A 22,711-nucleotide genomic window follows, 5' to 3' on the forward strand; every position below is an offset into this window, starting at 1 on the left:
TTTTTTATTACCTTAATTTTAGGTTATAGCTAGTATTTTTATCACGGCTTGTTTTAAATTTCGCCTTCCACTTCTTCTAATAACTCAACAATTGAAGTGTTTACTATTTTAAATTCTGTTATCACTCCCGATGTCATTAATCGATCTATAATTTTTTCTGGATTTGGTAATTCTGAGGCTGGTCCTATTCCAGAAGGAACTTTATCTTCAAGTACAGAAATACAGATCAATGCAGTTATTGTTCCTGTCAATACTGACATAGCATCCATTTGTAAAATGGCTGTTCGTGTTATTGAATTTTCATTTTTTTGTCCATCTAATTGCACTATCAAATTAAAATAGGTTTGCCTACCTATCAAATCCAAATCTGCTGCCAAGCATAATCGTTCTACTGCTCCTTTTGGATCGGTTTCAAATTGTGATCGAACAACGTTTAAGGCTTCTGGAACATGAGTTCCATCTATTACCAAATTCCAATCACCATTAATAAGATTTAATTGTTGGGCAACGTATAGGGATTCATTGTCAAAAAAAGGAAAAACAGCTACTTCTCTAGGAAAAAATGGGATTGTTGTTGCTGATTGCCTTTTTAATACCGAGGATTTCTTTTTTCTATCTCTCCATGCGGCTAATGGTTCATTGGTTTCCTCTAAAACACCGACTAAATAATCTTCGGCTCCAGAGGTTGTAAATCGATCTAGGGCTCCTGTATACATCACTAAAGAGTTTACTGTATCAAACTCTTGTGCTAGCCACTGTGGTAAAATACCTGTAAGACCAGGAGTGGTTCCTGCTCCATACCTAATAGAAACTTCTGTTTCTATTGAGCTCATCTTTTCTAATACTTGATCTATACCTGCATCGATATGATGGCAATGATTCGATATACATAGTTTTGCGACTCTACTTGATACTTTATGAGATGGGCCTACACAGTTTACCAAGACAGTACAGCCTTGTATAAAAACTTCTAATCCCTTATCATCTTCTACATTTACAGATTCCCAAGTAACATCAGGAAATTCTTTACTAAATTTTTCTTGTGCTTTTTTGGGGTTTCTACCACCAATTTTTATAGGTAATTTATTCCATTTTGCCAGTTGTCTAGTGGCATGGATTCCTACTTCGCCATATCCTCCTAAAATCCCTATCATATCTCTCCTTCCTCCATTAGTTCTAAACTTTCTTCGAGTATGCTACATTTTTCTTCTACTACCGCTGCAACATCTATGAGAGTAGGAGATTCAAATATTTGCCGTAATGATAGTTCTATTTCGTAACGTTCTTTTACTATGGCCAAGAAGCGAGTTCCTAATAGGCTGTCTCCTCCAATCTGAAAAAAACTGTGATGTCTGCTGATGATATCTATATGCAATAGTTCTTTCCATATATCTGCAATCTCTTGCTCTATTCCTTTATGTGGTTTCTCTATCTGTATAGATGATGCTTCCTGAAAGTCAAAATGTTCCGTAATTGCATCTCGATTTACTTTTCCGTTCTTACTTAATGGGAACCAAGGTAATACAGCAATTTTTTCAGGTACCATATGATTTGGTAAATGCTGAGAAACATGATTGATGAGTTCTTCTGTATCAATTTTTATCCTTTCTGCTGGGCAATCTGCTTCTATAAGTTCTGTAAAAGATTTACCGATTGCATTACAATGAATTTTATTATACCCATATTTTGAAAAGATTTGCATCCATTCTTTTCCTGTAAGCATGGGGCTATATTTTACTCTTCTTTCATGATCAAAATCTACATATCCTTTATCTAGCACAGCCGAGGTTACTATTGCTACTGGACTAAGCTCTGCATGTTCTAATGCTATTATTTTTCCTTGATCTGCTACTAATAATGAGGCCAAGGCAACACCCTCTTCTGGATTTTTATACCTGTGTAAGGTATTAATTGCTAATACTACATCAAATTTATATTGTATTGGTTCTGGTATTCTATTTTCTGGTATTCTATAGCAAGATGCATACTCTGAGAATGGTTCTAAATTCTTTCTTGCTACCTCGAGCATAGAGGGTGCAGATTCAAGAAGTGTGCAACTAATTTCTGATGCCGATGATATTTTTAATAACCTAGCTGTCATTATACCCGTTCTTCCGCCTAGAACTGCTACTTCGATAGGCCTGCCTTTTTCTTTGGCCAGATTACTGATCTTTATAGCAATTTCCTGAATCCCCCATAAGGTTCCTGAATCTTTTGCGGATAAGTTTTCGGGGGATAGTATGGGGTCATCTAGTAATATTGTAGGTGCCAGATTTCCTGAAATAATTTTATAATAATCTGGTATACTTTCTAGTAAGTGTTTTTGCACTCGTTGTAAGAATACATGTTCTTTTGTCTCTATTTCATGTATTGGTAATGCTGTTTTTGTTGCTTGTAATGCTTCAAAAACTTCTTGAAACCTCTCTCCGCTACAATATATGTTTTCTTTATGGATCAACACTTTTCTGCTTATCAACCATTGTATCCAAATTTGTAGTATCGCTTGGTTATCTTCTGATACTTCTAACTGGGTTATTGGGTCCCATGTGGTGTCTTTATAATGATGTAGTTGTTCTAGCTGTAGTAGTTCGAATAATACATATTCTATAGATATTGCTTGTTCTTCTCGAGATGTCTCTCTATATAATTGTATTTCTTTTGATATTGTGGGCAAGGGACTTTTGCTCTTATTCTTTATTCTTTCTGGCACTACTGCGGCTACAAGATGTTGTGCTCCTTCTGTAGATGAGATTGTGACAACTGCCTGCCCTATCCCTTCTGATTTTTTTAATATGGTTTCTATCTCCCCTAGTTCTATTCTATATCCTCTTAATTTTACCTGATGGTCTTTTCTACCAAGGAACTCTAGTGTACCATCTACCCAATATCGCCCAAGATCTCCTGTGCGATACCAACGTTGGTTATCTATCGCTATAAATTTTTCTGCGGTTAATTTAGATTGTCCTAGATATCCTTTTGCTACGCCAGTTCCTCCTATCCATAATTCTCCTGCAACCATATCAGGGCAATCCCGCCCAAATCTATCTACTACTCTAAAACACTGATTTTCTAATGGTTTTCCATAAGGAATAGAACTCCAGTTTGAATCTACATGTGTTACTTCATGAAAATTAGACCATATAGATGCTTCTGTTGCTCCTCCTAATGCTACCAACGAGGAATTTGTTGATACATTTTGTAATCGGTGTAAAAGATCTAATCCTACCCAATCTCCTGATACCATTGCTAGTCTGATAGAATTAAGACTTTCTTTTTCTGTTGCTGTTATGAGTAGCATATCTAATAATGCTGGTACAGAGTTCCATACTGTAATTCCTGTTTTTTGAATAAGTTGAACCCAAACAGAGGCTTCTCTTCTTATTTTCTCATTGAGTAAAACAATTGCTCCTCCTACAGATAATAAACCAAAAATATCGTATACAGATAAGTCAAAGTCTAAGGCTGATAATGCTAGTATTTTATCATTTTCTGTTACCGAAAACCTTTTATTTATATCCTGAATTGTATTGTGTGCAGAACGATGGGTAATTTCTACTCCTTTTGGTTCTCCTGTTGATCCAGAGGTAAAGATTACATATGCTAATTGATATGTGTCTACTAATATAGGTTGAGACAAAGGAGCTTCTTGTTCTCCTTCTACTACTTGAACTATTTTGACTTCTGGGTCTGTAAATGCTGTTATCTCTTTATCATCTACAAGTACACAACGTATACCTGCTATTTTATGAATTTGTCTTTGTCTAGATTTGGGTTGATCGATCCCTATGGGTACATAAACTGCTCCTATAGAAAGTACTGCTAATACTGCTATGATTTGATTAGGACCTCTTGGAGTTGTGACTGCAACCAAATCTCCTTGTTCTACATTTTTTTTGAGTAATGTAGTTGCTAGGCAGCATACTTTGCTTTTTAATTCTTTATATGTTATTTTGTTATCCTTACCATCTTCATCCCAAATTAATGCAATTTGCTCTGGGGCCTTTTCTGCAATATCAAAGAATTCTTGATGTAAGCATTTTTCTTTTACACTAGTTATTGTATTATTTACATTGGCTCTTATGGTGCGTTGTGCTTCTGGTAGTATATCCAGAATTGGTAATTGCCAATCTTCTTTTTGTAACCAGTCTAACATCTGTAGATATGCATCAAACATTTCTTGCACCAGTTCTTTTTGCATTACAGATTCACAGAAATACCAGTTAATTTCTACCTCATCATTCTTTTCTATTATTTGATAGTGTAAGGCTTTTTCTTTTTTTTCTAATAGTAAATTTGCTTCTTGTTTATCTATTCCTAGAGTATTCTCTATGTTTGTATTTACAAAGATTGGAATATCTGTCTCCTCTTCTTCTGGATACTTAACTTTTATACTGGTAAGCAACTGTTCTTCAAAATACCTACATGATGTTTTCCAAGGTATTTTTCTTGTAATCCATGATTGTTCTGCATAAGGAATATCTACTACATTCGGAACCACATTTGTATCAACAATCAGTCTAGATGAAGTACTCCATCTTTCTATTACCTGAATAAATGCGTTTAATAGAACTGAAAGAGGTGCTATATCATTTGATTTTGCACTTTCTTGGATAGATTGCCAACTTGTATTTGATAATTGGTATCTAATGTTTAACAAAGGGCTTTTTTCTTTGCTATCTGTATCTATTATTGAAGATATATATCCAATACATAGATGACAAGGTTGTTGTTTGTTAATAGTTTCAGTAAAAATAGGAGCTGTTTGTTGTTGTTTTTTTGCTGTCATACTAAACAAAAAATTGTTGTTTAATTCGATTACAATAATCCTTCTGAGGGAAACAATAATTGTAATAAAACGGTTAGGTTTAAAAAGAATAATTTAGAATGGTTCTAATCAAAAATAAAAACTCCTACCTCCTATTCCTCTACGTATAACGGAAAATAACCTACGTTATAAGGAACCCCCCTTAAAACAAAGGATATGTGGGTTAAATTATGTGGTTCTTATCTAACCCGCTATGCATTATAAAATCTATTACATCTTGTAAGTTCTGAAAAAACGGACGTTACGCTGCATTTTTTATTGTACTTTCAGGCTTTATAACGTAGTTCTACTATAGAAACTGGGTTTAAAAAAGAACCTAAGTGCAAGGAAACAAGACCATTAACACACCTAGTTGTGATCTTAAATCAAAATGCCTACTTTTGTTTTTTCACACCTAACTTACCATCATATATTATAAGGAAATATTTTTTTGATATTAAGACTATTAAATTACCATACCCGACTTATTTTATCTTTGGATATACAATGGAGTTTTACATTTTAAACATACAATCATTATGATAAACCAGATTGCAGGTTTTATTTTTCGTTTATGTATGGGGATTCTTGCTTTTATAGGGGGAGTGTTTGTGATACTATATACGATACTTTTTGATTTTGTAAGAGAGAAGATATTGCGAAAAAAACCTATTGAGAGCTGTTGTCTTACTGATGACATACATAAAGATGATACTCAAGAATCAGAAAAAAAGAAATCTGATGTATAGATTTAAAACATTGTGATTGAGGCGATTTAAACTTCTTCAATTCGCTATAAAAATGCTCTTTTCACTAGAATCAAAAAAAAAAATTAAACCCCTTAATGACTAAAAATTCAGAAAAATTTCCACCAAGGTTTTGACTTTTGCGGTTGCCCATAAGAATACCCATAATAACTTTTTGACTGAGTTTCTACACCATTTAATAATATCGAAAGATGTGTAAAACGTTTATCTTTATATAGGTTTTGAACTACTTTCAAAAATTTTCTTTCTGTCAAATCAGACCTTACTATGTAGATACATAAATCTACATAATCACTTAGTAAAAGAGCATCTGCCACCAAACTTACAGGAGGAGTATCTATTACCAGATAATCATATTGATCTTTTAATTCTGTGATTAATTGTTGTAACCGTTTGCTTTTTATCAATTCTATTGGATTAGGTGGTATTACTCCTGAACAAATAATATCTAAATTGGGAATATGATCCATATTGATACAGATATCTTCTAGAGTTAATTGCTCGTCTCTGATATAATTTGATACTCCTATATAATCGTCTATAGCAAGATACTCAAGTATTTTAGGAGACCTAAGGTCTAGTCCCAACAATGCTACCTTCTTATCTGGATCTGCCAAGGCGATAGAAAGGTTGGTGGATATAAAAGTTTTTCCTTCTCCTACTGTTGATGAGGTTATTAAAATAGTTTTACATTGTTTGTGACTGTCATCAGATAGTAAAAACTTAAGATTACTCTCAAAAATCCTAAATGATTCTGCTGTAACAGATCGATCTGTGGTAGAGATAATCACATTTTCTTTGGTATCAACCTTTGGTATTTCTGCTACTATTGGAATATCTAAGGTTTTTTCTATCTCTAATCTATCTTTTACTTTAGTATCAAAAAGATCTTTGAAAAATATGAGTATTGCGGGGATCAACAATGTTCCAAATAATGCAACTAATACAATAATCCTTTTTTTTGGTTTTACTGGATTTTTAGAGCAATATGCTTTCTCAATAACTTTTGCATTAGCCACTGTAGCAGAGAGTGAGATTGCTGTTTCTTCTCTTTTTTGTAATAGGTAGAGGTATAAGGTTTCTTTTATCTCTTGTTGCCTTACAATATCTCTTAATTCTCTTTCTTTTTTGGGTAAAGAGGCTATTTTACCTCTCATTCTTGATTCTTGACGTTCGAGGTTTTTGAGTTTTATTTTTAGTGTTGTCTTTTGGTTCTTAAGACTTTGTTGCAAGCTTACTCTCAAGCTTTCTAACTTATCATTAAGACTAACAACTATGGGGTTTTGAGATGTTGTTCCTTTTAATACTTCATTTCTTCTAAGTGCTGTTTCATTATAACTAGCTATAATACCAGTAACAGCTTCATCAGAAAAACCTAGATTTACAGGTAATAAATCTTCTGTATTGTCTTTTAAGTGACCATTCATAAAATCTACTAACCCTAATTGTGTATTTGTCTCTAGTACACCTCTCTTATTATCTGAGGAGGTTTCTAAAAACAACTCGGTTTCTGTTGTTACATTAGTAAGATTATTAGATGTTTTAAATTTTTCAACTCCATGTTCTATATCGGATAATTCTGTATTTATGATTGATAGCCTTTCTTTTATAAAATTGGCTGTGTTTTCATAAATCATATTTTTATCCCTAATGGCATCTATATTATATTCTTCTACTAACCCATTGAGAATATCTTTTGCTTTTTCTCTTGTCGCTGTATTTAATTTTAAAGAAATTACATTGGCATCTTTATTAACTAAACCTATATTAATTCTCTTTTTATAATCTTCTACTACATCAGATACTACCTGAATTGATAAGAATATTTCTTTTCCTAAAAATGCATCAAAATATTCGTGATTGGGGGTCAATAATAAGTTACCTACTTTTGTCTTTACTTCTTTTCCAAATATGCCTTTTACCTCAATGTCTTGTTTTTCTTCTTTTATAGTAAAATCAGTTTTAGAATTAATAATAATCTTTAATTCTATTGGTTCATCTACAAACAATGAGTCGTTAACAAATAGTATTGTTACTGGTCGCTTCTTATAGAGTTCTACTAATCTTTTTGAGAATTTTCTTTTTGCAAAATATTGATGATGTAGCTTGAGTTTTTTGACTACATTTTCAAAAAGAGGTCTAGATTTTAGTATTTCTATTTCATTTTCTACTTCTTTATTATTGGATTTTACAATACTTAAATCCTCAAAAGCAGATAATTCTGATAAAATCCCTGCTTTTTCTCCTTTAATCAATATAGTAGAGGTTACCTTATATTCAACGGGAGTATATTTTAAATAGAAAAATGCTAATAGCACACATAAAATGCCTGAGATTAAAAATAGTTTCCAGTATTTTAAGTAATTCTGAAAGTGATCTTTTACCGTAAGACCGTTTTTTTCTTGTTCGTATTGATAATCCATATATACTAGCGGGTTAATAAAATTACAACAGATAATAATACGGATGCTACAGACACCCATATAGGTGTATTTTTATTATATGATGATGATTTTATTTTTGCCTTATTAGGAGTAACATAAATTGCATCATTTTGTTTGAGGTAAAAAACAGGGGAATTAAAAACTTGATCAGAAGTGATATCAATTCTATGGTATTTATACTTGCCGTCTTGTTCTCGTATAACTAGAATATCTTTTCTTTTACCAGTGATTGTTAAGTCTCCTGCCAATCCCAATGCTTCAATAATACTTATGCGTTCATTAGGAATCGTAAAAGTTCCTGGTTTATTGACCTCTCCTAGTACTGTTATTTTAAAATTCACTAGCTCTATATGTACAATAGGGTCTTTGATATAATCAGACAGTTTTTCTTTGAGCACATTGGTTGCTTGAATCAAGGATAGTCCTTCTAATTTTATTTTTCCCAATACGGGAAAATCAATGGCTCCATCATTTTTTATGAGATATGTAAGTTGTTTTCTTTCTCCTACTACACTACCTGGCATTGTATTTATAGAAACTGCTGGTAGATTAAAGGGTTCTAATCCTTGCATATCTGATGATGATACTGTAATAGATAATAAATCATCTGGTTCAAAAATGGTTTTGTATTGTACTTTTACTTCTTTCTCGTAGGCATTAGTGATATCTTGAAAATAAACAATATCTTTTTTTGAAGCACAAGAAGTTAATAATATTGCCGTACTATATAGAAAAAGGGTACGTACTATTTTTATGATCATATATGTAATTAATTTAATATTGCAAAAAGAGAATGGTTTTTAACAGCTTCTTTTTCCTCGTAGAAGTATGTTTTTTGCTATTTTTATACAGTACTCTATATCTGTTTTTAAAGGTGCTTTTTGATATGCTTCTAGATACTTCAATTCTGAAGCTACAATTTCTTCTAATGTTTTAGGCATATCTGCATAAAATGGTGGTATCAATCCTGGTTTTACCTGTAATCTCTTTTCTTGGAGTTCTTTTGGATATAAACTAAAATAATGACTACTTAGCGGGCGAACCCCTATCAGTTTCATTTCACCTTTGATAAAATTATAAATCATCGGTAATTCATCTATCCAGTATTTTCTCATTATTTTTCCTTCATGAGATATTCTGAAATCATTTTTGATCTTACCTCCGTCTTTCAGGTTATTTTTCTCAAAAATATATTGCTGTAAGTATTCAGAAAATGGATACATAGTTCTAAACTTATAGACTTTTATTATTTTGCCATCCTTGCCTAATCTTTTTAACTTAATTAATGGCCCATAGGTGGGAGTATTATCAAATACTGGCTCTTTAACTTTTCTGGCTACAAAATGTAATAAGTTATCAATACTTCTCTCTTCTAGAACTTCAAAACCACAAGAATATAGTCGTCCAAAAGTTTCTGCTTTGGTTAACACACGTCCTTTTCCTTGTGTTATATGAAAATACAACCCTTTGGTAAGCTTAAGTTTAGGAAAAATTCTGGTCAACACTACATCTGCCGCATAATACATATAATTAAATGGCTTATAGAGTTTTTTTAAGAGCCTATTTTTACGAACAGCATGAGTTTCTACATGATTGATAAAAATACCTCCTTCTGGTAATTTTGCATTAACAGATTTAAAATATTTATTGATTCTCCTAAAATCATTAACTCGTTTTAGATTTACGATACTCCTATATCGATCATCCTCTACATTATCGATATTAAAACGAATTCTAGTTGCAGTTACGAATACATCTTTTGGTATCTGCGTTGCATGTTCATCTATAAATTTAAAAGCTTCTTCTCCTATTTCATCGATCATTAATTTTTTCCTATCGACATTCCACTCACGATCCAAATTGGTATCATTGGAATTTTCTGGATTTAAAAGCTCTTCAATTTGCCTGTCTATAAACTGGGGAAATTTAGTTAGCATTTGATATAATTTTTGAGTTTGCGCAAATTGGTTAGATAGATGGGTATGTGTAAAAAAAAAGTTAATACTTGTTAAATTAATTAACAAAAATTAACATGTTAGTACATTAATTATCAAACCTTAACACCTATGGTAACGGGGATACAATCATAATAGTATACTGTATTGTTAATTCAACGTAAAATTTTTATACTAAAAAATACAGTTTTACATAAAACAAATTATTATCAACTGATTAACAATACTTTATCATTACTGTTTTTTTTTCATTTTTTTATAAAATTCTTTTTTTTCAACAAAAAAGTATCGTTTAATCACATTTTTAACGTTCTGAAGCAAAAGTTCTTTGCTCCATAATACCATATTATCATTCCATCGTTGTGGATGAAAGGTAAACATGATTTTATCAGGTAATCTATCTGCTTTTCTAATGATTTCATCAGTTGCATGAAATGTATCAGTGAAGGATGTTTCTACACGATCTCTCACACTTACCTTATGACCATCCCATCGGCGTCCTGTATCTGTTAAATAAAAGACTTGCTCAAAATCTACATCAAAATAGGGCTCTGCTGTAATCTCATAATCTTTGTATGAGTAGGTTTTCCATAAATCTTTAGAATCGTACTTAGACATAGGGCTACCATGCATACATATTGTGGTTACTGGTGCTAACTTTCTTAAGGCTTCAAGGTTTTTCTCAAAATCTTTTATTCCTTTTTGCAAATCTCCATCGACTGTAGTCAGGCATTCATAATGATACCCTATTTCATGCCCTAAATCTGCTATTTCTTGTATTACTTTTTCGTTCCAACTCTCTGGCACTGCTCTAAAATAGTAGGTTCCTTTTATAGTATGTGCTGCTTGTATTCTTGCAAACGCAAGAGAGTTATAAGGCAATAAATCTACATCATGACGCAGCACAATTGCTTTTTGATTAGGGGTAGCAATAAACTCATCAAAAGTTTGAAATGTGTAGTTTTGCCTGATCAATGACTCTAATAGCTCTGTATATTTTTTTACTGTAAAATCCATTGTTTTTTTTAAAAATTAAGATGATAATCAGGGTTTGTTTTCATAGTAATTTGACTCTCTGGAAAATTTTCTACAAACCACATCATAAATGCAGTTACATCTATTTTATCTGCCAGAAGCTTTTGTTGTCTTTCTTTAAAAACTTCTTTTAGGTTAGGAATTTTTTCTAATTCTTTGACTTTATCCAAAACATTTTTTCCGTTTTGAAAGTTGTATACTAATCCATATTGTTCCTGATCCTCATTATAAGCTCTCTTCAAAGAGTTTACATATATAGAGGGGGTGCCCAAAACACCTGCTTCTGATGCCATAGTGGCTCCTTCACCAATAAACATTGTAGCTCCTGATAACACTTCATGCATTTGTTCTGGTGCTATTTTGATATTAAATCTTTGGTATTCTTTTGGTAATTTACTTTCTGAAGAGATAAACACCGTATACCTGTCTGTTAGGTATCTTACTAATTCTTCTTTTTCTTTTTCTGAGAAGCCATTCTGCCCTTTATCATGTGAGGCATTCCACGAAACAAATCGCAATAAAACATATTTTTCATCTTCTTTGATATTAAGAATTTTATGATATGCTTGTTTGCTTTGAAAATATTCTGGGTGTAAATATGCCAATTCATGATACCCGTTATAGCGTATTTGTTTTGGCCCTAGATCTTCTACAAGCACCGATGGAGTAAGCACGGCTTTTGTAAAAGGTAAATATATTTTGATTTGCTCCCAGTTACCTGAATCTTCTAATGATATGTGTGGTTTTTGAAGTACTGCTGCGGCATGTGCCGCATAGGGCGAGCCATGACTCATGAATATATCTGGTTTAAATTTCAGCCCTTGAATGATCTCCATCATATCAAACTTGAATAAACCAAAAACCTTTCCTGCTGTTGTATTGTATTTTTTACCAAAGGACTTATAATTAAAACCTTCTGCTTTGAGCAGTTCTATTTCGTACTCCTTTTGCCTGCATGTAAATAAGAACTCATGCTCTTTTTGTTGCATTCTTTTTGCTAAATTTTTAAAAAGATGCACATGTCCTGGATGTCCTATATCGACTAATATTCTCATGATGTCTTTTTTAAAATTTTTACTGCGGTCTTACCAATGTTGTATAGTATGGGTTTGGCCACATACAAAAACCTGCCGTGCTCTACTAGGTCTCCACCAAATTTGGATTTAAATTCTCTTACTCCATAATCCTGATCTGGTTTTCCTGCTCCCATAAAATCAAATCGTGCTATATTATTTTTATAGGCATACTCCATAGCTGCCCAAGTTGCCAATATACTAGGATATATATTTTTGTAAACCCCATCTTTACCACAGACAAACCATTCATAGATTACTTTATTACTAAGGATTGGGCAGACAATCCCTCCTATAATCTCTCCTTGATAGTGGATCAAAAGAAATCTTGCGGTTTTGCTTTCCCACATTTTCTGAAAAAATTCAAGGTCTGGCAATGGAGTTTTAACTTTGGTGGTATACAAATGATGTAAAATGGTATAGTATAATGCTACCTCATCTACATTTTGAGCTTCTATAATTTCTGCTCCATTTTTAATACTTTTCTTAACTTGCCTAAGCTTACTACTGCTCATCCGTTTTCGCATTGCTTGCTCATCTCTACAATCCAAATGAAAGTTACAATGTGGCACATACTCAAATCCTACTTTTTGAAAAACATCTTTGTAACTGCTATAATCATTAAGATTCCTGATCTCAAAATAAATAGCTTTTTTATGCATCTTCTTTATTACTTGCTCTAACAGTTCTTCTACTTCTGTATTTGTTACATCATTACTAAAAACAGGACCACCATAAATAATTGCTCTACTTGTAAACGTAGATTTGATCCCTTTTTCTTTTTGGATAATCCCCGCAATCAAAGCTGTTATTTTTGAACCTCGTTCGATAGCAAAGCCAAATGTTTCTAATCCTACATTTTTGTAAAAATGTAGTGCTTGTTTGGTCTGAAAAAAATTTGCTGTATCAGATGATGCTAATAGTACTTGCCATTGCTGTTCTGTGATAGCATCTAACATGTTATGCATTTTAAATTCTTTTGTCATGATATTGCGCTTTTGTATACTTTTATCAACTGATGTGCAATGGTCTCAGAGGTCAAGTGGTTAATTGTATCTCTACCTGTTGTTTTTTGTTCCAGAGATGATGCTTCTTGAATACGATCTGCAATTTCTTGTGGGGTAAAACCAGTAACAAAACACCCTTTGGTATCTGCTATAACTTTTCTTATGTCTCCTACATCTACGGCCACAATCTTACTGTTACAAGCCATAGCTTCTTTTATTACGTTTGGAGAGCCTTCCCACAAACTAGTAAGTAATACTACATCTGCAGAATTAAAATAATAAGGCATCAGATCATTAGGAATATCTACTAGTGTATGTAATTCAAATTCGCTTTCTTGCAATAACTCAAAAGCAGCTTCAGCTAGTATAAAATTCTTCTCAAAACGTGCTGGGTTTGCGGCAAAAAGAATATGTTTTTTTTGAGAGTTCCATTGCGTAATCTTTAATGCTTCTACTTTTGTATAGGGTTTAAATTTTTTAACATCTACTCCGTTGGGAATAACATAAACTTCATCTAAACCTGATGCTTTTTGCATGTCTTTGGATTTGACAATAACTTTTTTCCAAAAAAAAGAATTAAAAAATATAATTAAATATTTAAAAAATCTCGATTCTTTTACGTCACTTCCCATTAATGAAACGACCAAAGGTTTGGCTCCTGATAAAGCAGCGACCATTGCGCTTAATGAATAATGTGCATGAATACAATCGAATTCTTTATTTTTCAAAAACTTTTTTAGTTTAAATATATTGCTGAAATACCCCTTAATTCCTTTGCCTTTTATCCCATAAAAGACAACTTGATGACCTAAGTCTATCAAAGATTGTCCTTGATTTTTAATGATAGGAGAAATGCCATTTTTTGCATTCCCACTGCTTATAAAAAGAATTTTCATCTGTTTTATAGATATTGTTTTAGAGACCAGATACGTGCATACCCATCATTTGCTTCTAAATATTATTATTTAATTTTAGAGCCTATCCTATCATGGCTTCAATTATATTGAAACGTACATGTATGTATTTATACGAAAATGTCCTCCAAAAAACAGTTAGTTATTATTGTTGTTTATACGGTGGTCACATACTTTTTTTTATGTATTGACAAATTGAATCTGTATAGATTTTTTCGAGATCTATAGCTATTTCTTTTGCTGACCAACCGTTTTCTGTTTTAACAAAATAAGCATCAGACATGTTTACAATAGAAGTTCCAAAATAAATTCCCTGCATTTCTATCAGGTAATATTTCTCTCCATCATAAGCAATATCTAATGAAACATGAGGTATGTCTAAATGCTGAAAAATTTTTTCTGCAAAATCCAGTATTTGATGAGTTAATTCTGATTGGGTTCCTGGCTTATAATTTGTTTTACTACCACTCGCCCGAAAATCATTTTCTCTATTATATCTGGTTAACACAAAATAGCGTTTACCAAATACAAGGATTTTCCAGTCTTTTTTTAGGTTAGGTACAAACTGCTGGATAATGAATTTTTTTCTATAAATAGAGTCTTTAATATATCCTTTATGTTTGTAGGTTCGTCCTAGTTCCCACAAATAATTTTTCAGATAAAATGTTCTTGCTATCTTTTTTGTTTTTTTGATCAGGTCTTTTTCATTTTTTGCCAGGCGTACCGTTGTTCCAGATGCTCCCATAGCTCCTTTTAGCACAACAGGATACTCCATTTCTTTGAGACAAGGTTCTAATTCATCTATTGTACCTAATTTAAATGTTTTCAGGTTACAAAATTGACTTGGCAAAATAATGTCTCTCAATAACTCCATGAATACTTTGTTATTGTTCGCTTTCAGATATTTATATGATGGTATCACTCGAGCCTTTGACAGCTCTAATGCGTATATTATATCTTCTATATAGTTTTTATAAAAATAGTTAGGATCTTCAGAAGATGTATAAATAATAGTGCTTTCAGATAGATCTTTTGATTTCCAGTTTATTTCAGAAAATTCAGAAAATATAACTTCATAATTATGTTCAAGAAAATAATATGCTAGTTTGGACTTATCCATACCACTACGGTAAGGAGTATCCATATGCTTTGATCCAAAATTTCCTTTGTAATCAGTAAGCGCTACTATTTTTTCCATGAGTATTCATTTTATATTGATTAGTTTCTCAAATAGTAAATATTACTATCTGCATACATTTTTTATATTGCTATTTATTCTTTAATACAATGTTATATATTTATATCAGGGATAAAATGCTGTATAATAAACTCATCTCTATAGCTATTTTCTTTTAGGTATTTTTTTGCAAAGTAACCTGCTATCTTGTCTTTATCCATGCCTTTGCGGTATGGAGTCTTCATGTGTTTGATACCGAACTTTTGATTACAGTTGGTATGTATCATTGTTTTATTCATAGTGTGAAAGGTGTTTTGAGTTTGTTTTTGGTTGATATTGTATAGCTATTAAAATGGACACTGCTATAAGTAATGTATCTCGCTCTTTTTCTGGGGTATGTGGTGATATAGTATCGAGCATATTACTTAAAACAGATGTATCGAAAAGAGAAGTCTCTCTGAGTGTCTCTTCTATTATTTTTTTATGTGTTAATGTTCCTGATATAATACCTAGATTATCTAGGTTTGGAGTTTTCACTTTTCGTTTGAAGCGCTTTTTTATAAATGGGATAATAATCTTGTATAAATACATTAATTCTCTTACATCTTTAGGACGGTATCCTTTTCCTGTTATTTGATGGTAGATTATACTATTTGTCTTTTTTATAATATCTGTGTATAGATATTGTCCTTTCATTCGTTTTAAAGGGTTTTCTGTAAAAAAGTCATTGTTTGCTCCTGCATACTTGGTGGCAAGTAATTCTTTGATAAATGTATAATCGAGAAAAGGGGTTCGTACTTTGACATGTTGCATTTGTATACTAACCCATTGTCCGAAAAACTTTCTAAAAATCTCTTCAAATACAAAGACATAAAATTTCTGATTCTCGGTAAGGTGATTAGGTATTGCTTCTTTATATGCTATTACCTCATCTATCAATTCTTGAAGTTCTGTTTTATAATTTTCTTTTTGTATTACTTTTAATGCTTTTGCATTCGTTATTTTATCTTTTATTTCTTGTGAGGTCGTACTTATAAAGACATCTGCTAATGTAGTAGAAGTTACTGCTCCTGTAAGATGTAATGCCCTAAATAACTCACTACCAACAATACCAGAAAGCAAGTAATCTGATTCTTTGGCTATTTGCTCTGTACTATATAAAAAATGTGGATAAATAAATCCATTTCCTCCTGGATATTGGTAGATATATGAGATTGCTTTATGTATATATTCTTGATTTAGATACTCCTCACTTCCTAAATCAAAGCTTTTATAAGGAATATTGAGTTTGGCTGCATTTGCTTTGGGGATTGATACATCATCATTCTCTGGTCTTCCAAAAGAAAAAGTTTTAAAATCTTTATTATGAAATGTAGCACAGCTTACCAAAGTTCGTCCATCGAATCCACTGGTAAAAGCAATATCAAAACTAGTATCTGGAAAATAATGGTTTGTAGTTTCTATAAATAAATCACTTAACCTGTCAACGACTTTTGCTCCTTTTACAGGGTGTTGAGTGAACATAGAAATAGTGTCCAAATGCTTTTGTATTTCTAATCTGTCTACTAATATGGTTAAAAAAGAATTACAAGGAACTAATTGTATTTCTTGATATAGTGTTCTATTAAAAAAACCATAATTAAACAGTAGCGTCTCCAAAATAAATTTTTTATTTATCGAAAACTCTTTTTTTGATTTTTCTCTAATGTACTGAATTGATGATGAGAAACAGCTGTTATCTGTGGTGTAATAAATTGGTAACACATTCAGGAAACTACTATATATTTTAATGGTTTTATTATGAACTACAATAGCATAGAAATTACCTCTAAGCTTGGGGATATTATCTGAATGAGAACTAAAAAGAATTTCTTTTTCTCCTATATAATCTCCAAAAACAAAGATTGTCTTATCATCTTCATGATAGTGAGTATACCTATTTCCTTGCGTGGTCAATATCCAGTCTTCTGTAAGCTCTATGTGATACTTATCTGGTTCAGTATTCCTTGATGCTGTTATAATAAAATGATCTATCATTTATAAAAGTTCTCTATTTGATAATTTAAACAGGTTCCACATTAATATTGCTACAAAAATGAAAAACAAGTATATTTTCCAATGTTTCATCTTTTTAGGGTATTCTGTCACCATGCCATCGGCCATAAAAATGAGTAAAAAAGGTAATGCCAAAAGCTGAAATCTATCTTGAAAAGATATTCCTGATATTGCCAAAATTAGAATATACCCTACTACAAAACTCAAAATAAAAACACTTGCTTTTGGGGAATATCTAATCGCTCTATACAGACCAAAAAACATAAAAAAGTATAAACTATTACGTATGATCTCATTCTGAAAATGTGCAAAAATCCCTAGTTGAACTTCTTCAAAATCTAACAAAGACGGAAAAGGTGTTACAATAGCTCCTGCAAAAAGTAAAGGCGCTACTATTGCTTTTGTGTATGATATACCTCTGGTATTAGCTGTATGACTTAGTTCATTATCAAATTGATTTTGACTAGCTGCTACAATAGCTTCTATATTTTCTTTCATCCCCAACTGCTCCACTATAGCATAACTACCATAAATAATTAGTAATGAAACAAATACAGATAGAATACGATAATGTTTTCTTTTTGTTTTTAGAAAAATAACCTGAAGCAAAATGCACCCTAATAATAGTGGTGCTATAAATGTCCTGAAATACAGAGTGATTACAATCTGAAAAATAATTAAACCAAAAACAAAAGGCCTAAACTTCTCTGTATACATAAGTTTTGTTACAAAATATCCTATGTTTACAATAATGAATATCAAAAGTGTTTCTTTTAATATCATAGCCCCAAACCACAAAAAAGGAGGCATGAGCATCATAAGGATTCCAGTAAGTCTAGCTCTTTTTTCATCATAAATATATCGTGTGATTTGATACATTCTAACTACAGTAAAGCTTCCTATAAGAATATTAAAAACCTTTATTACAATGACATAGGATCCAAATATGTAATACAAAACTCCTATTACAATTGAAAACCCATAATCTGATTGCCCTTTCCAAAAGCCAGATAACGTCTTAAAAACACCATTTCCCTTCTCTATAGCTTCTGCAACCATTTTTCCTGATGCATCATAATTTATAGAATCAATCGCTCCTATCTCAAATGGCAAACTCACTTCATCAAAAAACAACGTATATACATACATCATAATTACTCCTAGTATTCTATAAAGAATACTATGCAAAAAGAGTTTCTTAATAAATCCAGTACTATTATTAGTAATAGCACAATACTTACTATAGTGTGGTAAAGCAATAAAGAATAAAAAAATTGTACCCAATCCCCCTAATAGGATTAATAATGGCATGGTATATTCAGGAAACAACAATATATGCGTTGCCATTACGATTATCGCAAATAGCAGTGCTATGCCTGAATATGCCTTTGTCCATGTCATACTAAGTGAGTTAGATATATTTTCACCTTATATTAATCTTATTTTTTAATGTTCTTTTTTTAGATATTTTATGTCTTTCTTAATTTTGATTGAATCCTATTTTTGATATCTTCATATTCCTTAAACTTAAATAGATAGGAACATATTATATACCCTATCACACTTGTTACCACCCCTCCTACCAAAAACACACCTCTACTATCCACATAACTCCATATAAAATAGCTTATTACAACAGATAAAACACTTGCAAAAATATAAGGCATCATATCAACAATTTGTTTGATTCCTGAATATCCAATGTGCTTTCCGCTATAATAAGTATATGTAAAAAATCCTATACAGGATACACAAACATATCCTATAGCTATAATTGTCATACCAAACTGATAAGTTGCTGCCAGTGTTAGAATAGTAATTGTATTATTTATAATTTCTAGTTTCAGAAATAAATCAGATCTTCCTCTCGCATTCAATAGATTCGTATTAATAGCATTAATAGGAAAAAAAATAACTCCTATTGTCAATATCTGCAATAAGATAACAGTAGGTAGCCACTTTTCTGTTAGCAATATCAAAACCAATGGATGTGCAAAAACGATTAAGACAATAATCATAGGAAAAAGTAAAAAAGCAGTTAACTTAACGCTTCTTCTCATTACTTTTTTTACCTGCTCATTATCATCAATAACATCTACCAATATCGGGAATGATACATTCTGTATAATAGTAGTAACCAATGTTGCTGGGATCTGCTTGAATAAAGTTGCTCGCGTATAATATCCTAACTCTTCTGATTTATAGATTTTCCCTATCACAACAAGATATATATTTTGGAAAGCTGCATATAAAAGTGTAGTTGCCAAGATTTTAGACCCAAAATCAAAAAGTTGTTTTAATGCTTCTATGCTGAAAACTAAAGATGGTTTCCAACTATTCATCACCCAAAACAAAAGTGAGGTCATAAAATTCCTTGATAAATACTGTAATACAAGTGACCAAACTCCTAAACCTGATAGCGCACAACTAATTCCAACAGCGACCCCAGTAAGTCCTGCTATAATATTTACTATTGCTTGTGTTTTAAAATTAATTTGTTTGATTAAAATTGTGCGATGAACAATTGCTGCCGAAGAAATAATAACATTAAGCCCTACAACCTTAACCAGATCAATTAAGATAGGCTCATTATAAAAATTAGCAATAAACGGTGCTGTAAAATATAGTATTGCATAGACGACAATACTAATCAGGAAATTAAAAAAGAATGTAGTTGAATAGTCTATCTGGTTTGCATCCTTTTTTTGAATTAATGCTCTGCTAAACCCACTTTCTACAATAGCCTGAGAGATTGTTATAAAAATAGTAATCATCCCTACCAGTCCAAAATCCTCTGGCAATAGTAACCTCGCAAGAATAATTCCAAATATAAACTGGATAAGCATTGTAGAAGACTTATCGATACCACTCCATATAACACCATTGGCAGCTTTACTTTTTAGACTATTCACCGCAGAAATAATATTTTTGTTTCAAATACTTATATTTTTAAAATGTGATTTAAGCCATAATAACGCTCTTTTTATTTCGATATTTTATACTAACCATATATTATCACAAAAGTTTACATTCTAATAACTAAATATTTAACAGATTATTCTTACATATTATAAAACCATGTTAAAAAATAAAAGCTATTAAATCATTTCTTACTTTTATCATTACCTAATATTCCTTTTCATACCCAAAATTCATACAAACTTTTTAATTTTTTTAATCACACAAACTCATCAACTATGAAAGGTTTATTTAGAAATTCAATTTCACTAGTATTAGTGATCACTACGGTATTTATGACAATTTCTTGCGAAAACGAATCCGCAAAAGAAATCTCACCACAGGCAGCAGAGCTTACAGAATCAAGGCTAATTAGTTTTGATAAAATTGAAAAAATGACTGCACAAGGCATCTCTGGAGAAATGCTACATCGTGGCCAAAAAGCTACAGGGTTAGCTTCTGAAAAACAAACAGGTAGACTCTATAGTGGAGAAGGTGCCACTTATTATTTTTATGGAACTGTTAATGATGGCGAGCTTGCTAAAACAAATCTTAATGGTAAATTAAGTTTTGACATTACTTATTACGGTGATGTTTTTAAGGTTTTAAGAGGAACTTACGTTTCTGGAAATGGTGAAGTATCTCAGGCAAGAGGAGCAATATTAGCTGACTACACAGTTTATCTTATTATCGAGTTACCAGACAATACTCTTCTACATGGTATTGGTTATGAAAACCCTGATAATGGCGGTATTATTGGTGATTTTGACATGTATACAACCACCCCTACTAAAAGTACAGGGACATGGCTTGCCAATGTTAAAGAGATAGTTACTCCTAAAGAAACTACTGTAGATATTTTAGCTAGTGATGGTAGATTTACCGAACTAGTTAGTGCTTTAGAAAAAACCGAGCTTTCTTCTACATTGAAATCAGACACTCCTCATACTGTATTCGCGCCTACAAATACTGCTTTTGAGATGATAGAAACACTTCCTGTTGGCGATGCTCTTAGAGACCTTCTTTTACATCATGTTGTAGAGGGAAAATTTGACACTAGAGCTATACACAATGGTATGATATTTTCTCCTCTATTTGGTAAAACCATTAGTATCGGTTTTAATAGCTCCTTATTTACAGTTAATGATACAGTACAAATTATCCATTCTAATGTAGAAACTGCCAATGGATATATTCATGTTATTGATGCTGTTTTAATTGAATAAGTGAACAGTTATAAATTAATCATAATAAACCGCTATCTATAGATAGCGGTTTATTTAATTAAAATGTGAATCTTCAAGTCTTATAATAAAACCAAGATTATAATGAATATAATTAGTTCCTACGGTACTATTATCAATAGATATTTTTCCAGTAGCTTGTGCATTAAAGCGAATGCTCTCTGATAAATATATATTAAACCCTACCCCTAAATTGGCTGTTTTTGCTCCTGACCCGTTATAAAAACTTCCTCCTATTCCTGTTGCTAGATATCCTTCATAAATAGCTCTATATTTATTCTGATACGTATTGGTTATATAATATTTGAACATGCCGTCTAACGCAAGAAAGTTAATCTCATCTTCTAATCTTCCTCCATTTATAACCTTACCTTCTAATAACTTATTAAAATTACCTGATACTTCAAACCCATAATCATCATTAAATCTTTTTTCTAATGATACCCTAACTGGACTATGATAATTATAATTATCTTTTATATCAAACAAGCCTGAAAACAATGCTCCAGGATCATATACAATATTTGCGCCTATCCCAAGAATCCATGGGTTATCTTGAGTTTTATATCCTTGCGCTCTAGTAGGGGTAATTGCTAGCATTAAAAAAAAGCAACTAAAAAAATTAATAAATTTCATCACAGACTTTTTAAAAGAACGCTACACGATTGTATAATAGTATACTTGTCAATAAATTATTATACATGTATAATATGATATATCATGCTTTTATAATTGCAATAGGAGTAGATATAAATTGACCATAAGTTATTATTACTATCTAATCTATACCTGCAAAATGGTAATAACATTATATGCTTATCCGTATGTTTCCCTATTACTTGGTATCTTTAAAGTATGAAATTAATTGAGTTTTTTAAGCATTATCCAGACGAGGAAAGCTGTAAGATAGCATTTAAATCGTATCGTTTACAAGAAGGTGTAACGTGTAAAAAATGCGGTAGTACTTCCCATTACTGGAAAAAGAACAGAGAGCAATGGGAATGTAAGAGCTGTAAGCATCGTACTACTTTGAAGAGTGGAACGGTAATGCAGAGCAGTAAATTGCCCTACCAATACTGGTTTATAGCCATGCACTTAATAACAAGTACAAAGAAATCATTTTCTGCTAAAGAAATTCAACGTCAAATAGGTCATAAACGTTATGAGCCTATCTGGTCAATGGTTCATAAATTACGAAGTGTTATGGGGCTTAGAGACGAACAATACGAATTAGGAGAGGAAATAGAATTAGATGAAGGTTTTTTTGAAACTGTTTGT

Annotated in this window: 18 protein-coding genes; 3 read left to right on the plus strand and 15 right to left on the minus strand. The window is 31.7% G+C overall.

Features of this window, described 5'->3' with window-relative positions; genetic code table 11:
- Positions 1-53: 53 nt before the first annotated feature.
- Entirely contained in the window at positions 54-1,154 is a 1,101-nt protein-coding gene (locus CVD18_RS12295; protein ID WP_103865745.1) for a saccharopine dehydrogenase NADP-binding domain-containing protein, read from the minus strand.
- Positions 1,151-4,786, minus strand: coding sequence for an amino acid adenylation domain-containing protein (locus CVD18_RS12300; RefSeq protein WP_103865746.1), 3,636 nt, complete (start codon positions 4,784-4,786; stop codon positions 1,151-1,153). The genes CVD18_RS12295 and CVD18_RS12300 overlap by 4 nt, the downstream gene beginning before the upstream one ends.
- 557 nt (positions 4,787-5,343) lie before the next feature.
- Here CVD18_RS12300 and CVD18_RS12305 point away from each other — a divergent pair.
- Complete coding sequence (locus CVD18_RS12305) at positions 5,344-5,553, plus strand: hypothetical protein (RefSeq protein WP_103865747.1); 210 nt, start codon at positions 5,344-5,346, stop codon at positions 5,551-5,553.
- Positions 5,554-5,660: 107 nt separating this feature from the next.
- On the opposite strand, the gene CVD18_RS12310 is transcribed toward CVD18_RS12305, so the two are convergent.
- From CVD18_RS12310 to CVD18_RS12365, 12 genes are all read right to left on the minus strand, one after another.
- Positions 5,661-7,994: a tyrosine-protein kinase gene (locus tag CVD18_RS12310; protein WP_158250449.1), complete on the minus strand. Its 2,334-nt coding sequence runs from the start codon at positions 7,992-7,994 to the stop codon at positions 5,661-5,663.
- Positions 7,995-7,999: 5 nt separating this feature from the next.
- A complete protein-coding gene (locus CVD18_RS12315) occupies positions 8,000-8,776 on the minus strand; it encodes a polysaccharide biosynthesis/export family protein (RefSeq protein ID WP_103865749.1) in 777 nt (258 codons plus the stop codon).
- A 39-nt stretch (positions 8,777-8,815) separates the two neighbouring features.
- Entirely contained in the window at positions 8,816-9,952 is a 1,137-nt protein-coding gene (locus tag CVD18_RS12320; protein ID WP_103865750.1) for a sugar transferase, read from the minus strand.
- Positions 9,953-10,204: 252 nt separating this feature from the next.
- A complete protein-coding gene (locus tag CVD18_RS12325; RefSeq protein WP_103865751.1) occupies positions 10,205-10,987 on the minus strand; it encodes a hypothetical protein in 783 nt (260 codons plus the stop codon).
- An 8-nt stretch (positions 10,988-10,995) separates the two neighbouring features.
- Positions 10,996-12,060, minus strand: a complete 1,065-nt coding sequence (locus tag CVD18_RS12330) for a DUF354 domain-containing protein (protein WP_103865752.1) — start codon at positions 12,058-12,060, stop codon at positions 10,996-10,998.
- A complete protein-coding gene (locus CVD18_RS12335) occupies positions 12,057-13,064 on the minus strand; it encodes a peptidoglycan bridge formation glycyltransferase FemA/FemB family protein (RefSeq protein ID WP_103865753.1) in 1,008 nt (335 codons plus the stop codon). Before CVD18_RS12335 ends, CVD18_RS12330 begins: the two co-directional genes overlap by 4 nt.
- Entirely contained in the window at positions 13,061-13,981 is a 921-nt protein-coding gene (locus tag CVD18_RS12340; protein ID WP_103865754.1) for a glycosyltransferase family 4 protein, read from the minus strand. Before CVD18_RS12340 ends, CVD18_RS12335 begins: the two co-directional genes overlap by 4 nt.
- Positions 13,982-14,165: 184 nt before the next feature.
- The gene (locus CVD18_RS12345) at positions 14,166-15,197 is read right to left on the minus strand and encodes a RimK family alpha-L-glutamate ligase (RefSeq protein ID WP_103865755.1); all 1,032 of its coding nucleotides are present in this window, start codon (positions 15,195-15,197) and stop codon (positions 14,166-14,168) included.
- A gap of 92 nt (positions 15,198-15,289) precedes the next feature.
- Positions 15,290-15,421, minus strand: coding sequence for a hypothetical protein (locus tag CVD18_RS23375; RefSeq protein WP_255409446.1), 132 nt, complete (start codon positions 15,419-15,421; stop codon positions 15,290-15,292).
- Between the two features lie 46 nt (positions 15,422-15,467).
- Positions 15,468-17,213: an asparagine synthase-related protein gene (locus CVD18_RS12355; RefSeq protein ID WP_103865757.1), complete on the minus strand. Its 1,746-nt coding sequence runs from the start codon at positions 17,211-17,213 to the stop codon at positions 15,468-15,470.
- Positions 17,214-18,632: a hypothetical protein gene (locus CVD18_RS12360; protein ID WP_146052772.1), complete on the minus strand. Its 1,419-nt coding sequence runs from the start codon at positions 18,630-18,632 to the stop codon at positions 17,214-17,216.
- A gap of 68 nt (positions 18,633-18,700) precedes the next feature.
- The gene (locus tag CVD18_RS12365) at positions 18,701-20,143 is read right to left on the minus strand and encodes a lipopolysaccharide biosynthesis protein (protein WP_103865759.1); all 1,443 of its coding nucleotides are present in this window, start codon (positions 20,141-20,143) and stop codon (positions 18,701-18,703) included.
- Positions 20,144-20,428: 285 nt separating this feature from the next.
- Here CVD18_RS12365 and CVD18_RS12370 point away from each other — a divergent pair, with 285 nt between their 5' ends.
- Positions 20,429-21,415 (plus strand): fasciclin domain-containing protein, encoded by a 987-nt coding sequence (locus CVD18_RS12370; protein WP_103865760.1) that lies wholly within the window; start codon positions 20,429-20,431, stop codon positions 21,413-21,415.
- Positions 21,416-21,469: 54 nt separating this feature from the next.
- Here the strand turns inward: CVD18_RS12370 and CVD18_RS12375 are convergent, their stop codons facing one another.
- Entirely contained in the window at positions 21,470-22,069 is a 600-nt protein-coding gene (locus CVD18_RS12375) for a hypothetical protein (RefSeq protein WP_146052773.1), read from the minus strand.
- Between the two features lie 219 nt (positions 22,070-22,288).
- Between CVD18_RS12375 and CVD18_RS12380 the strand changes: the two genes are divergently transcribed.
- Positions 22,289-22,711, plus strand: a 423-nt coding sequence (locus CVD18_RS12380) for an IS1595 family transposase (protein WP_146052774.1), incomplete at its 3' end; no start/stop codon positions are given.

The sequence above is a fragment of the Aquimarina sp. I32.4 genome, from assembly GCF_002924285.1.
Taxonomy (GTDB): domain Bacteria; phylum Bacteroidota; class Bacteroidia; order Flavobacteriales; family Flavobacteriaceae; genus Aquimarina.

Bases quoted from the DNA above. Each gene is read 5' to 3' on its own strand.
- CVD18_RS12375 (WP_146052773.1), bottom strand. From the start codon at position 22,069: ATGAAATTTATTAATTTTTTTAGTTGCTTTTTTTTAATGCTAGCAATT.
- CVD18_RS12295 (WP_103865745.1), bottom strand. From the start codon at position 1,154: ATGATAGGGATTTTAGGAGGATATGGCGAAGTAGGAATCCATGCCACT.
- CVD18_RS12320 (WP_103865750.1), bottom strand. From the start codon at position 9,952: ATGCTAACTAAATTTCCCCAGTTTATAGACAGGCAAATTGAAGAGCTT.
- CVD18_RS12300 (WP_103865746.1), bottom strand. From the start codon at position 4,786: ATGACAGCAAAAAAACAACAACAAACAGCTCCTATTTTTACTGAAACT.
- CVD18_RS12345 (WP_103865755.1), bottom strand. From the start codon at position 15,197: ATGGAAAAAATAGTAGCGCTTACTGATTACAAAGGAAATTTTGGATCA.
- CVD18_RS12325 (WP_103865751.1), bottom strand. From the start codon at position 10,987: ATGGATTTTACAGTAAAAAAATATACAGAGCTATTAGAGTCATTGATC.
- CVD18_RS12340 (WP_103865754.1), bottom strand. From the start codon at position 13,981: ATGAAAATTCTTTTTATAAGCAGTGGGAATGCAAAAAATGGCATTTCT.
- CVD18_RS12310 (WP_158250449.1), bottom strand. From the start codon at position 7,994: ATGGATTATCAATACGAACAAGAAAAAAACGGTCTTACGGTAAAAGAT.
- CVD18_RS12370 (WP_103865760.1), top strand. From the start codon at position 20,429: ATGAAAGGTTTATTTAGAAATTCAATTTCACTAGTATTAGTGATCACT.
- CVD18_RS12360 (WP_146052772.1), bottom strand. From the start codon at position 18,632: ATGACATGGACAAAGGCATATTCAGGCATAGCACTGCTATTTGCGATA.
- CVD18_RS12335 (WP_103865753.1), bottom strand. From the start codon at position 13,064: ATGACAAAAGAATTTAAAATGCATAACATGTTAGATGCTATCACAGAA.
- CVD18_RS12330 (WP_103865752.1), bottom strand. From the start codon at position 12,060: ATGAGAATATTAGTCGATATAGGACATCCAGGACATGTGCATCTTTTT.
- CVD18_RS12315 (WP_103865749.1), bottom strand. From the start codon at position 8,776: ATGATCATAAAAATAGTACGTACCCTTTTTCTATATAGTACGGCAATA.
- CVD18_RS23375 (WP_255409446.1), bottom strand. From the start codon at position 15,421: ATGAAGACTCCATACCGCAAAGGCATGGATAAAGACAAGATAGCAGGT.
- CVD18_RS12305 (WP_103865747.1), top strand. From the start codon at position 5,344: ATGATAAACCAGATTGCAGGTTTTATTTTTCGTTTATGTATGGGGATT.
- CVD18_RS12355 (WP_103865757.1), bottom strand. From the start codon at position 17,213: ATGATAGATCATTTTATTATAACAGCATCAAGGAATACTGAACCAGAT.